We start from the raw sequence: 13,121 nt of genomic DNA, 5'->3' as shown, positions 1-13,121 counted from the left end.
TATATCGTAACGGAAAGGTGTTTTTCTTGGTATAACCCTTGAACGCCACCTGCAAAGCAGGTGGTTTTATGTTTAAGACGCTAGCGCGACTTAAACTGGCTAAAGCCATAATAAAAAAGAGCCAAGTTCTATAAAGAACTTAGCCCTTATCATTTAAACTACTTTAGTAAACTGTTTTCAGCAAAACTATTTTCAGTAAAGCTGTTTTCAGTAAACAAGTTGCTTATTTTTTCTTTTTCGCTTTTGGATTTGGTAGGTCAGTGATACTGCCTTCAAATACTTCCGCAGCCATACCGATTGATTCGTATAACGTTGGATGAGCGTGGATAGTTAATGCGATATCTTCAGCATCACAACCCATTTCAATTGCCAGACCGATTTCACCTAACAGTTCACCACCGTTAGAACCAACAATTGCACCACCAATAACACGGTTAGTTTCTTTGTCGAAAATCAGTTTAGTCATACCATCTGCACAATCTGATGCGATTGCACGGCCTGATGCTGCCCAAGGGAAAGAAGCCACTTCATAGCTAACGCCTTTCTCTTTCGCTTCTTTTTCAGTCATACCAACCCATGCAACTTCTGGTTCAGTATAAGCGATTGATGGAATAACTTTAGGATCGAAGTAGTGTTTCTTACCAGAAATAACTTCTGCTGCAACGTGACCTTCGTGTACACCTTTGTGAGCCAGCATTGGTTGACCAACGATGTCACCGATAGCAAAGATGTGAGGTACATTAGTACGCATTTGTTTATCAACATGGATAAAGCCACGATCATCAACTTCGATACCTGCTTTACCTGCGTCTAATAGTTTACCGTTAGGTACACGACCGATAGCAACTAATACTGCATCGTAACGTTGTGGTTCTGCTGGGGCTTTTTTGCCTTCCATTGTTACGTAGATGCCATCTTCTTTTGCTTCAACCGCAGTTACTTTAGTTTCTAGCATCAGGTTAAATTTCTTGCTGATACGTTTGGTAAATACTTTAACCACGTCTTTATCAGCAGCAGGAATAACCTGATCAAACATTTCAACTACGTCAATCTGAGAACCCAGAGAGTGATAAACCGTACCCATTTCCAGACCGATGATACCGCCACCCATAACCAGTAAACGCTCTGGTACAGTTTTCAGTTGCAGTGCATCTGTCGAGTCCCATACACGTGGGTCTTCATGTGGAATGAATGGTAATTCGATTGGACGTGAGCCGGCAGCAACGATTGCATTATCAAAAGTGATGGTAGTTGTACCTTCAGCACCTTCAACAGACAATGTATGAGAACCAGTGAATCGTGCTTCGCCATTAACGACAGTAACTTTACGGCCTTTAGCCATGCCAGCTAAGCCACCCGTTAACTGAGAAATAACTTTATCTTTCCAGATGCGAATTTTGTCGATATCTGTTTTTGGCGCGTCAAATACAACACCGTGTTCAGATAATGCTTTCGCTTCTTCGATAACTTTAGCAACGTGGAGTAACGCTTTAGAAGGGATACAACCCACGTTCAGACAAACACCACCTAAAGTAGAGTGACGTTCTACTAAAACTGTTTCTAAACCTAAGTCAGCGCAACGGAACGCCGCGGAATAACCCGCAGGGCCTGCACCCAGAACCACTACCTGTGCTTTAATTTCAGTACTCATCGTGACCTCATTATTTATTTGTCCGGCGAGTCAGACGATAATCCATATTTAACACCGAGACTTACATACCGCATGCAGTTTACAGAAATGTTAATAAACTGAAAAGCGCTCTAACATGACGGATCTCACAACCTAAGATGTATGACTGTAAAATCCATCACTGTAATCAGAGAAACCGGCGCTAAGCACCGGTTTTAAATTACATTACCAAACGACGTAAATCGCTCATGTACTGATTAATCAGAGTGATGAATCGAGCACCGTCAGCACCATCAATCACACGGTGATCGAAAGATAATGACATTGGTAAAATCAAGCGTGGTACGAATTCTTTGCCGTTCCATACTGGTTTCATAGAAGAACGGGAAAGTCCCATAATCGCAACTTCTGGTGCGTTAACGATTGGTGCAAAACCGGTAGTACCGATACCACCAAGGCTAGAAATAGTGAAGCATCCGCCTTGCATATCTGCTGCTGTCAGTTTACCTGCACGTGCTTTCTTAGAAACTTCAGCTAACTCATAAGACAGTTCGATAATGCCTTTTTTGTTAACATCTTTGAAAACAGGAACAACAAGACCGTTCGGTGTATCTACAGCAATACCGATATTGATGTATTTTTTCAGGATCAGTTTCTGTCCATCTTCAGAGATAGAGCTGTTAAAGCGTGGCATATCCGCCAGTGCTTTCGCTGCTGCTTTCATTACGAAGACTAACGGAGTGATCTTAACATCCAGTTTTTTCTTCTCTGCTTCTTTATTTTGCTGTTTACGGAATTCTTCAACCTCAGTGATATCTGCTTCATCAAACAGATTTACGTGAGGGATCATCACCCAGTTACGGCTTAAGTTAGCGCCAGAGATTTTCTGGATACGGCTTAATTCAACTTCTTCAATTTCACCAAACTTACTGAAGTCAACTTTTGGCCAAGGTAACATGCCTGGTAATCCACCACCTGCATTTGCTGGTGCAGATTCAGCACGTTTAATTAACTCTTTCACGTAAGACTGAACGTCTTCACGTAAGATACGACCTTTACGACCAGTACCTTTCACTTTCGCTAAATTCACACCGAATTCGCGTGCCAAACGACGAATAACAGGTGTTGCATGAACGTAAGCGTCATTTTCAACAAACTCTTCTTTCGCTGCTGGCGCAGTAGCTTGTGCTTTAGCAGGTGCTGCCGGAGCAGAACTTGCTGGCGCTGGCGCAGCTGCCTCTGGAGCTTGAGCAACAGGTGCTGCACCGGTAACTTCGAAAGTCATGATCAGTGAGCCAGTTTTCACTTTGTCGCCCACTGCAATTTTGATCTCTTTAACCACACCAGCAAATGGAGCTGGAACTTCCATTGAAGCTTTGTCACCTTCAACAGTGATCAGTGATTGTTCTTCAGAGATGGAATCACCTACTTTCACCATCACTTCAGTAACTTCAACTTCGTCATCACCGATATCAGGAACATTCACTTCTTTCACAGCAGATGCTACTGGTGCAGATGCAGTTGGTGCTGCTTGAGCAACAGGTGCGCTACCTGCAACTTCAAATACCATGATCAGAGAGCCTGTGCTCACTTTATCACCGGTTGCAATTTTAATTTCTTTCACTACGCCAGCAAATGGTGCTGGGACTTCCATTGAAGCTTTGTCACCTTCAACAGTAATCAGTGATTGTTCTTCAGCAACGCTATCGCCCACTTTTACCATTACTTCAGTAACTTCAACTTCGTCACCACCGATATCTGGAACATGAACTTCTTTCAGTGCAGCTGTTGCAGGCGCTGCTACTGGTGCAGGAGCTGTGGCTTGAGCTGGTGCTGCTTGTGCGACATCTTCTGCTTCAAAAATCATGATAAGAGAACCCGTTTGGACTTTGTCGCCCACGGCAATTTTAATCTCTTTAACTACACCCGCTTGTGGTGATGGAACTTCCATAGAAGCTTTGTCACCTTCTACGGTGATTAAGGATTGTTCTTCCTCAATGCGGTCGCCCACTTTCACCATCACTTCGGTGACTTCAACTTCATCAGCACCGATATCTGGGACTTTAATTTCAATAGACATTCACTTTACCTCTTACGCCAGACGTGGGTTTACTTTTTCAGGGTTGATGTTGTATTTTTTGATTGCTTCTTCAACAATCTTCACATCAATCTCACCACGTTTAGCTAATTCACCTAATGCAGCAACAATCACATAAGAAGTATCAACTTCAAAGTGGTGACGCAGGTTTTCACGGCTATCAGAACGACCGAAACCATCTGTACCTAATACGCGGTAATCATCTGCTGGCACATAAGTACGAACTTGTTCAGCGAACAGTTTCATGTAGTCAGTAGATGCAACTGCTGGCGCATCATTCATAATTTGAGCGATGTATGGTACACGCGGTGCTTCAGATGGATGTAACATGTTCCAACGTTCACAATCTTGACCATCACGAGCCAATTCAGTGAATGAAGTTACGCTATAAACATCAGAACCAATACCGTATTCAGCAGACAGGATTTGTGCTGCTTCACGAACGTGACGCAGAATAGAACCTGATCCCAGTAACTGAACTTTACCTTTCGCACCTTCCAACGATTCCAGTTTGTAGATACCTTTACGAATACCTTCTTCAACACCGGCTGGCATTGCTGGCATATGGTAGTTTTCGTTCAGTGTAGTGATGTAGTAATAAACGTTTTCTTGTTTATCACCATACATACGTTCTAAACCGTCTTGCATGATAACAGCCACTTCATAAGCGAATGCTGGATCATAAGAGATACAGTTAGGAATAGTCAGCGATTGAATATGACTATGACCATCTTCGTGCTGTAAACCTTCACCGTTAAGTGTTGTACGACCTGAAGTACCACCTACTAAGAAACCACGAGCTTGTTGGTCGCCTGCTGCCCAGCATAAGTCGCCAATACGTTGGAAACCAAACATTGAGTAGTAGATATAGAATGGGATCATTGGCAGATTGTTAGTGCTGTAAGATGTTGCAGCCGCTAACCAAGATGCGCCAGCACCCAGTTCGTTGATACCTTCTTGCAGAATTTGGCCTTTAACGTCTTCTTTATAGTAAGCAACTTGCTCACGGTCTTGAGGCGTATATTGTTGGCCATTCGGACTATAAATACCGATTTGACGGAACAGACCTTCCATACCGAAAGTACGTGCTTCGTCCGCAATAATTGGAACTAAACGATCTTTGATAGATTTATTTTTCAACATTACGTTCAGAGCACGAACGAATGCGATAGTTGTTGAAATCTCTTTAGATTGTTCTTCCAGTAATTGGCTGAAATCTTCCAGTGCTGGGATATCCAGTTTTTCTTCAAAACGTGGACGACGAGCTGGCAGGTAACCACCTAAATCCTGACGACGTGCATGCAGATATTTGTACTCTTCTGATTCTTTATCAAAAGTAATATAAGGCAGATCTTTGATTTGCTCATCAGCAACAGGAATATTGAAACGATCACGGAAATGGTGAACGCCATCCATGTTCATTTTCTTAACTTGGTGAGCAATGTTTTTACCTTCTGCCGTTTCACCCATACCATAACCTTTGATGGTTTGAGCTAAAATAACAGTTGGTTGATTTTGAGTATCTTTTGCTTTTTGGAATGCAGCAAAGACTTTCTTCGGATCGTGACCACCACGGTTTAATGCCCAGATTTCATCATCAGTCATATCTTTAACTAATGCAGCTGTTTCTGGATAACGATTGAAGAAGTGCTCACGAACATAAGCGCCGTCACGAGATTTAAATGTCTGGTAGTCACCATCCAGAGTTTCATTCATTAATTGAATGAGTTTACCTGAAGTGTCTTTACGCAGAAGCTCATCCCAACGATCGCCCCACATTACTTTGATAACGTTCCAGCCAGCACCCGCGAAGATACCTTCTAATTCGTTAACAATTTTACCGTTACCTGTAACTGGGCCATCAAGACGCTGTAAGTTACAGTTAATCACGAAGCACAGGTTGTCTAATTTTTCGCGAACTGCGATGGTGATAGCACCTTTAGATTCTGGTTCGTCCATCTCGCCATCGCCTAAGAACGCATAAACAGTTTGTTTAGTCGTATCTTTTAAGCCACGGTGATTCAAATATTTCAGGAATTTAGCTTGATAAATTGCAGATAGTGGTCCCAGACCCATAGAAACTGTTGGGAACTGCCAGAATTCAGGCATTAATTTAGGGTGCGGATAAGAAGATAAACCTTTACCACCAATCTCTTGACGGAAGTTGTTTAATTGCTCTTCAGTTAAACGTCCTTCTAAGAATGCACGAGCGTAGATACCTGGGGAGATATGGCCTTGGAAGTAAACCAAGTCACCACCATCAGTTTCATTTTGCGCACGGAAGAAGTGGTTAAAGCACACTTCATATAAAGTTGCAGAAGATTGGAATGACGCCATGTGTCCGCCGAGTTCCAAATCTTTTTTGGATGCACGCAGAACCATCATTACTGCGTTCCAGCGAATAGCAGAACGAATACGACGCTCTAATTCCAGATTGCCAGGGTAAGCGGGTTCATCTTCAGCAGGAATGGTATTGATATAATCACTGTGTACAGAACCGCCTAAAGCGATATTAAGACCACCATTACGGGCTTGTTTTAATACCTGATCAATCAGGAACTGTGCACGCTCAACACCTTCTTCACGGATGACCGAGTCGATCGCTTGTAACCAGTCGCGAGTTTCGATCGGATCCACGTCATTTTTCAGCATATCTGACATGGTGTATTCCTTATCTGTTATCTGTTTTTAATGGTTATGGGAGCCTATCTTCCCGTTATACCCATCTGATATGACGGGAAGATAGGCCCTGCTGTTATTACCGCTTCCCCTGAAAATCACAGGGCGATAGGTAGTACAGACTCAGCGGTCAGGATCTGTGCTACTAAAATAAATCAGGATGTTGTTGTAGCCGGCGCAGAGAGCGCTCACGGCGAGTATGTTCACGACTCATATCCAACAAAACATCTTCAATAAAGGCCAAATGGCGATGTGATGCTTCACGCGCAGCTTCTGGCTCTCTATTAATAATAGCCTGATAAATTTGACTACGATGCTCACTTACTGCAGTTAACATCTCTTTACGAGTGTAAAGAAACTCAAAATTCTGGCGGATATTTTGCTCAAGCATTGGCACCATGCATCGTAATAGATGCAATAAAACGACATTATGAGCAGCTTCCGTGACAATTAATTGATATTGCAATACAGCTTCAGACTCAGCGGCTAAATCACCCTTTTCATGGGCTTTCAAAATACAATCATGGCTAGCTTTGATACGATCAAGATCTTCATCAGTACCACGTAATGCAGCGTAATATGCAGCAATACCTTCAAGTGCATGACGAGTTTCTAAAAGATCAAATTGAGATTCGGGATGTCCGCTAAGCAGTTGAGCTAAAGGATCACTAAAACTTTGCCAGAGATTGTGCTGAACAAAAGTACCACCGCCTTGGCGACGGAGTAAAAAACCTTTAGCTTCTAATTTTTGGATAGCTTCACGCAATGAAGGACGAGATACATCAAATTGCTTCGCCAGCTCACGCTCAGGTAAGAGTTTTTCTCCTGGGCGCAGAGTACCTTCTAAAATCAGATGCTCAAGCTGTTGCTCAATAACATCAGAAAGCTTAGGTTGGCGGATTTTTGTATAAGCCATATTGCTGGAAGCCATTATTGGATAACTATTACCTTAGTGATTGAGTTGTCAATTGGTAATACCAATTTAATATAACGGATAATAAAGTAACAAAGTATTCACTAACTGTCCATACAGTTGTTGAGCGAAATCATAAAAACCTGCAAATTTTAACAAATTATTTTAAAAATTCATCAAAAGTGATAACCAGATCGCATTATCTAGAAACGTTAAAAATAAATTTTTTAACGTTTTTTAAACACATAAACAGTCAAACTGAAGCGTGACAGCAATATTATTTTGAATTTAAATTCTAATTAAGTGAGTTAAAATGCAATTTCGGTGGTTATTTTGTTAACAAACTGCGGTAATAGGCCCAATCAAAGTGAGGCCCCGGATCGGTCTTTCTATTTGGTGCAACATCACTATGCCCAGTAATGTTCTCTTTAATGGCTGGATAAAGAGCAATAAGCGATTGAGTAATCTTCACTAATTGTTGATATTGCTGCTGGGTAAAATCGCACTCATCAGTGCCTTCAAGCTCAATACCGATTGAAAAATCATTACATTTTTCTCTGCCTTTATATAAAGAAACGCCAGCATGCCACGCTCTTTCAGTAAAAGGCACATATTGCACAATTTCTCCATCACGCCGAATCAGACAATGAGCCGATACTCTTAAGCTAACAATCTCACTAAAAAATGGATGATCTTGCTCTGATAATGTATTAGTAAAAAGTTGGTCAATATAAGGCCCACCAAATTCACCTGGAGGTAAACTGATATTATGAACAATTAATAAAGAAGGGATCTCACCTTCAGGTCTCTTATCATGATTAGGTGAAGGAACCTGTCTAGCATCGATTAGCCAACCTTGTTTAATTTCCACATCAACCCTCTTTTATTTTGTTTTAGCCATTATCAATAACTTTTTTAACTCATACTCATCAATAAATGCGAACTTTCCCTCAATAATAAAGGTTAAATATGTATATCTCCTTTTTCTTTTCGATATTTTACTCAAACTTTATCTTATCTATTCGCTAATAAAGTCTTTTTTTTTCATACTTCTAGTGTCTATTACTCAAGGAGGACGCTAGATGAATGTACTTAATTATCACTCTAATGAAAATGGTTTTACCCTTATGGAGCTTATGATTGTGATTGCTATCATTTCAATTTTAAGCTCAGTGGCTATTCCCGCCTATCAAGGTTATATCCAAAAAGCCGCATTAACCGATGTCTTACAAACACTGTCTCCCTATCGTTCTGCGGTAGAATTATGCCGTTATGAAAATGAACCTCAACACTGTAATTCTGACTCCTCTTTTATGCCGCAACAATTTCGTAGTCGATATTTATCCGATATAAATGTGTTACACGGTGTGATTAGTGCAACAGGGAAAACTCAGCTTGATGGTCTGACAATCACAATGTCGTCAGAGAAAGGAGTTAACGACCTCGTTCCGGTATGGAAAACACAATGTTCAACAACAAATCTTACGTTGCAAAAACAGTGTAGTGAGATTTTAAAATCATATTAGGGCTTTAATATAAAGGGAGCACTCATATCGAGTGTTCCTGATGCGCATTTTAAACATTGAAGACAACACAGATAAGTCAGAAAGTATTAAAGAGGTGAAGAATGGATATCACACACTCTGCAACAGAATTTATTGAGCATCTATTACGTACAAGTATTTTAAAGCGTGTCTCTGATTTACATATAGAACCACAGCAAATCAATGTAAGAATTCGAGCCAGAATAGATAACCATTTATATCTATTTTCACCACCTCCAAATGAATTTTCTGAAGAAATAGTGACTCGCTTAAAGGTACTCGCAAACTTAAATATTGCAGAAAAGCGGTTACCTCAAGATGGGCAGTTTAATTGGTCTTATCATGAAAAAAACTATTCAATACGAATTGCGACACTTCCCACATTATATGGCGAAAAAGTAGTTTTACGGCTTATCAATAATTTACAACAACCGGAATTAAATCACCTGGGCTTTCAACCCTCACATTTAACACTATTAAAGAAATATTTAAATTTACCGCAAGGAATGATTTTAGTTACAGGGCCTACGGGAAGCGGAAAAACGCTCACACTATATAGTTGTTTACGTTATTTAAATAAAGAAAACCTAAATATAAATAGTGTTGAAGATCCGGTTGAATTACCTCTAAAGGGTATTAATCAGATCCAAATTTCCGAAAAATCAGGGATCTCATTCACTACAATATTACGGGCACTACTACGCCAAGATCCTGACATTATTATGGTAGGTGAAATACGTGATCAATCGACTGCTGAAATGGCAATAAAAGCAGCACAAACAGGACATCTTGTATTATCAACCTTACATACTAATTCGGCTTCATCCACATTAATGCATCTATATAACTTAGGAATTGAAAAAGATCTTATTCACTCCTGTGTTAGCTTAATTATTTCACAACGATTAGTTCGTTGTTTATGTCCACACTGCAAAATATGCCTACCCAATAAACAACATATAAATATAAACAAAGAAATGATCGAACTACCAAACTGGCAAGCTGTTGGTTGCCAGCAATGCTGTTCAGGCTATAACGGAAGAACGGCTATTTATGATTGCTTTGAGCCCTTAAAACAAACACTCTCATCCCCTTACCACTTACTCTATTCCGGCTTTTCATTAATTAAACAAGGAATAACGACACTTGAGGAGGTTTATCAAACACTAGGGGATATTGAATGAGATTACAGCTAATTTATCGCTATGAGGCATTAACCTATCAAGGAGAATGGTGTACTGGAAAAATACTGGCATCCTCTAATAACGAGGCATTTATTAAACTAACACAACAACAAAAACTCCCCATAAAAATACGTTTATTCAAAATTGTTTTATTTCAAGATACTGATAAGCAATATCGAATTCAATTATTCGAACAATTAGCTCTATTACTTCATTCAGGTTTAGCACTTCTTCCTGCATTAACACTATTAAAAGACGAATGCCGTTACTCACATTGGCAATGCGTATTAGAAGATATCATTTTCAACTTAATGCAAGGAGGTTCTTTTTCTAAACAATTAACTCGTTATCCACTTTATTTCCCAATTGCACTGAGTCGCTTTATTTTTATTGGTGAAGAAAGTGGAAAGTTAGATGAAGTTATTACGCTTCAAATAATACAATTAAAGAAACACCGAGAGATTATTAAAAAAGTCAAAAAAGCCTTTAAATACCCAACCTTTTTACTCACTGTATTAGCTTTTATTACCAGTATTATGTTGCTCTATGTTTTACCAGAATATCAGTCTTTATACAGTTCATTTAATACAGAACTTCCTATATTAACACTCTCCTTAATTACTTTTTCTCAATGCTTTACTGATTATATCAGTATAATAGTGTTTATCTTTATAGGATTAATAGTTGCTTATCGCTTAATTCGACACTCTTTTTCACTATTGTATTTTGTTGAGCAAACTTTATTTCTTCATATTCCTTATTTAGGTAAGCTTTTAAAGTATCAGCAATTACACCTTATTTTTCAGATAATAAGTATTACACAACAAGCTGGATTGTCTTTATTACAAGGTTTAAAGATAGGAATAGAACAACTTACACACCCTATTTATAAGCAAGTACTTTCTCAAATGAGCGACCACATTATGCAAGGTAAATCGTTGAGCTTATTTATGAAAAATGAACCTCTTTTTACGCCTATTTGTTATCAATTTATCAGTTGTGCAGAAAACTCGGGGCAGTTGCTCTATTTTTGTCAGCAATTAAGTGATTGGTTTTATCATCAACTTGATGAGCAATTAAATACCATTAGTGTTTGGTTAGAACCAATACTGATGACGGTCATTGCATTAATTATTGGCACATTAATCATTGCTATGTATCTTCCCATATTACAGTTAGGTGATACTATACAGTAAGTCACAAATTTTATGAGTAACATGCTGTTATTATGTGTAGCACTAACTTATTGATTGATGGTAATTCTGTTGCGCATTATGAGGTAGGATGTCAGGGTAGCAGAAAATCATCTATCATAATAACCGAATAAAACCCAAATATTGCGGTTATTATCTTGTGATAAAAACAAAATTAGGCTTTAGAATACCTAGACTAATAGTAAATTTTAATTCATTAAAGACAGATAAACACAAATGGCTTATACGGTTGCTCTTACAGGCGGAATAGGTAGTGGTAAAACTACCGTTGCTAATGCTTTTGCCTCATTAGGTGTACCGCTCATCGATGCTGATGTTATTGCTCGATTAGTGGTAGAGCCTCAATCTTTAGGATTAAATGCATTGCATCAGCATTTTGGTGACTGCATTTTGCTACCCGATGGTTCATTAAACCGAGCACAGTTGCGCCAGATTATTTTTGAAAATAATGAAGAAAAAACTTGGGTTAACAATCTTCTTCACCCATTGATACAGCAAGAGACTCAAAGACAAATACAACAGATTAAAGCGCCCTACTTTATTTGGGTTGTTCCATTATTAGTCGAAAATAAATTAACGCATCTCGCCTCTCGTGTTCTTGTTGTCGATGTTACACAAGAAGAGCAAATAGAAAGAACAATAAAACGAGATGGCGTTAGTCGAGAGCAAGTTCTCAATATTTTAAAAGCTCAAGCTCAAAGACAAGAACGATTAGCCGTCGCTGATGATATTATTGAAAATCACGATAATAGCCAAAATATGATTGGAAAAGTTAAGCAACTCCATCAGCATTACTTAGAATTAGCTCAACAAGCGTTACAGGACAATTGTCATGAGTGATGACATCACAACAATCATCTTCGAACATCCCCTCAATGAAAAAATGCGTTCATGGCTTAGAATTGAAAACTCATTGATTCAAATTAACAGTTTTCGTGCAATTGATTCATTACCCACAGCACTCTCGTTTTTTCGTGCGATATCAGAATTTATTGAAGTCCTTGATCGTGGAGAAATCCGTGCTGAATTACTTAAAGAATTAGAAAAAAGACAAAAGAAATTACAGCAATGGCTTTCATTTCCTAATGTTGATAAAGCGATTGTCACTCAAATTATTGATGAACTAGCTGAGAATGCAGTCGTATTAAGTAAAGCCCCTCGCATAGGTCAGCATTTAAAACAAGATAAAGTCATTAGTTTAGTCAAACAACGTCTAAGTATTCCTGGTGGATGCTGTAACTTTGATGTACCAGCATTACATTTATGGTTAAATTTACCTCAAGCAACTCGTGATGAAAGATTACAAAGCTGGCTGGCAGGTTTATTACCATTACAAAATGCATTAAATAGTTTGCTCATGCTTATTCGCCAATCAGATACATTTAAACCTGCTCTTAGTCACCGTGGTTTTTACCAAGACAGCGCTGAAGAAGGTGAATTGCTACGTATTAAGATAGCCATTGACCACCAAATCTATCCTCAAGTTTCAGGGCATAAAAATCGCTATGCGATCCGCTTTTTACCACTTAATAGTGAAAATGGAACCGTACCTCTAGAGCTACCTTTTGAGATCGCTTGTTGCTAACATTATGTTTATTGATATGAGCATAAATAGCACCAATGAGATCTAGGAGAGATAATGAGCGAAGAATTAATTGTAAAATGTCCAACCTGTCAAACAGAAGTTGTTTGGAATGAAAGTAGCCCTTATCGCCCTTTTTGTAGTAAGCGTTGCCAACTTATTGATTTAGGCGAATGGGCTGATGAATCAAAACGTATCCCAAGCCAAAGCGATATTAATGACAGCGATGATTGGAGTGAAGCGCCACAACAAGAGCCTAAAGACTTTTAATGTGCCG

General features: G+C 39.2%; 11 protein-coding genes. 6 read left to right on the top strand and 5 right to left on the bottom strand.

Annotated features, from left to right (window positions below; all coding sequences use genetic code 11):
* Positions 1 to 223 precede the first annotated feature (223 nt).
* From lpdA to ampD, 5 genes are all read right to left on the bottom strand, one after another.
* Positions 224 to 1,651 carry a dihydrolipoyl dehydrogenase gene (gene lpdA / locus DK857_RS03400; RefSeq protein WP_075670832.1) on the bottom strand — a complete coding sequence of 476 codons (1,428 nt, stop codon included), beginning with the start codon at positions 1,649 to 1,651 and terminating at the stop codon, positions 224 to 226.
* Positions 1,652 to 1,850: 199 nt separating this feature from the next.
* Positions 1,851 to 3,710 (bottom strand): pyruvate dehydrogenase complex dihydrolipoyllysine-residue acetyltransferase, encoded by a 1,860-nt coding sequence (gene aceF, locus DK857_RS03395; RefSeq protein WP_109401548.1) that lies wholly within the window; start codon positions 3,708 to 3,710, stop codon positions 1,851 to 1,853.
* 12 nt (positions 3,711 to 3,722) lie between these two features.
* A complete protein-coding gene (gene aceE, locus DK857_RS03390; protein ID WP_109392881.1) occupies positions 3,723 to 6,389 on the bottom strand; it encodes a pyruvate dehydrogenase (acetyl-transferring), homodimeric type in 2,667 nt (888 codons plus the stop codon).
* Between the two features lie 163 nt (positions 6,390 to 6,552).
* Positions 6,553 to 7,323: a pyruvate dehydrogenase complex transcriptional repressor PdhR gene (pdhR, locus tag DK857_RS03385; protein ID WP_075670940.1), complete on the bottom strand. Its 771-nt coding sequence runs from the start codon at positions 7,321 to 7,323 to the stop codon at positions 6,553 to 6,555.
* A gap of 325 nt (positions 7,324 to 7,648) precedes the next feature.
* Positions 7,649 to 8,191 (bottom strand): 1,6-anhydro-N-acetylmuramyl-L-alanine amidase AmpD, encoded by a 543-nt coding sequence (ampD, locus tag DK857_RS03380; RefSeq protein WP_109392880.1) that lies wholly within the window; start codon positions 8,189 to 8,191, stop codon positions 7,649 to 7,651.
* 211 nt (positions 8,192 to 8,402) lie between these two features.
* On the opposite strand from ampD, the gene ppdD reads away from it, so the two are divergent.
* From ppdD to yacG, 6 genes are all read left to right on the top strand, one after another.
* Positions 8,403 to 8,846: a prepilin peptidase-dependent pilin gene (gene ppdD, locus DK857_RS03375; protein ID WP_109392879.1), complete on the top strand. Its 444-nt coding sequence runs from the start codon at positions 8,403 to 8,405 to the stop codon at positions 8,844 to 8,846.
* A gap of 101 nt (positions 8,847 to 8,947) precedes the next feature.
* Complete coding sequence (locus DK857_RS03370; protein ID WP_109401547.1) at positions 8,948 to 10,048, top strand: ATPase, T2SS/T4P/T4SS family; 1,101 nt, start codon at positions 8,948 to 8,950, stop codon at positions 10,046 to 10,048.
* On the top strand, positions 10,045 to 11,244 hold the full coding sequence (locus DK857_RS03365) for a type II secretion system F family protein (protein WP_109401546.1): 1,200 nt from the start codon (positions 10,045 to 10,047) through the stop codon (positions 11,242 to 11,244). The genes DK857_RS03370 and DK857_RS03365 overlap by 4 nt, the downstream gene beginning before the upstream one ends.
* A 234-nt stretch (positions 11,245 to 11,478) precedes the next feature.
* A complete protein-coding gene (gene coaE, locus DK857_RS03360; protein ID WP_109392876.1) occupies positions 11,479 to 12,102 on the top strand; it encodes a dephospho-CoA kinase in 624 nt (207 codons plus the stop codon).
* Positions 12,095 to 12,847: a cell division protein ZapD gene (gene zapD / locus DK857_RS03355; RefSeq protein ID WP_109392875.1), complete on the top strand. Its 753-nt coding sequence runs from the start codon at positions 12,095 to 12,097 to the stop codon at positions 12,845 to 12,847. The genes coaE and zapD overlap by 8 nt, the downstream gene beginning before the upstream one ends.
* Before the next feature lie 54 nt (positions 12,848 to 12,901).
* The gene (gene yacG, locus DK857_RS03350; protein WP_088494938.1) at positions 12,902 to 13,114 is read left to right on the top strand and encodes a DNA gyrase inhibitor YacG; all 213 of its coding nucleotides are present in this window, start codon (positions 12,902 to 12,904) and stop codon (positions 13,112 to 13,114) included.
* Positions 13,115 to 13,121 lie beyond the last annotated feature (7 nt).

It is taken from the genome of Proteus terrae (genome assembly GCF_003144325.1).
GTDB classification, from domain to species: domain Bacteria; phylum Pseudomonadota; class Gammaproteobacteria; order Enterobacterales; family Enterobacteriaceae; genus Proteus; species Proteus terrae.
Note: the sequence above shows the minus strand (reverse complement) of the source record. Positions and strands in the feature narration are given on the sequence as shown.

Coding starts and splice junctions, on each gene's coding strand:
- lpdA (WP_075670832.1), bottom strand. CDS start 1,651: ATGAGTACTGAAATTAAAGCACAGGTAGTGGTTCTGGGTGCAGGCCCT.
- aceF (WP_109401548.1), bottom strand. CDS start 3,710: ATGTCTATTGAAATTAAAGTCCCAGATATCGGTGCTGATGAAGTTGAA.
- aceE (WP_109392881.1), bottom strand. CDS start 6,389: ATGTCAGATATGCTGAAAAATGACGTGGATCCGATCGAAACTCGCGAC.
- pdhR (WP_075670940.1), bottom strand. CDS start 7,323: ATGGCTTATACAAAAATCCGCCAACCTAAGCTTTCTGATGTTATTGAG.
- ppdD (WP_109392879.1), top strand. CDS start 8,403: ATGAATGTACTTAATTATCACTCTAATGAAAATGGTTTTACCCTTATG.
- DK857_RS03370 (WP_109401547.1), top strand. CDS start 8,948: ATGGATATCACACACTCTGCAACAGAATTTATTGAGCATCTATTACGT.
- DK857_RS03365 (WP_109401546.1), top strand. CDS start 10,045: ATGAGATTACAGCTAATTTATCGCTATGAGGCATTAACCTATCAAGGA.
- coaE (WP_109392876.1), top strand. CDS start 11,479: ATGGCTTATACGGTTGCTCTTACAGGCGGAATAGGTAGTGGTAAAACT.
- zapD (WP_109392875.1), top strand. CDS start 12,095: ATGAGTGATGACATCACAACAATCATCTTCGAACATCCCCTCAATGAA.
- yacG (WP_088494938.1), top strand. CDS start 12,902: ATGAGCGAAGAATTAATTGTAAAATGTCCAACCTGTCAAACAGAAGTT.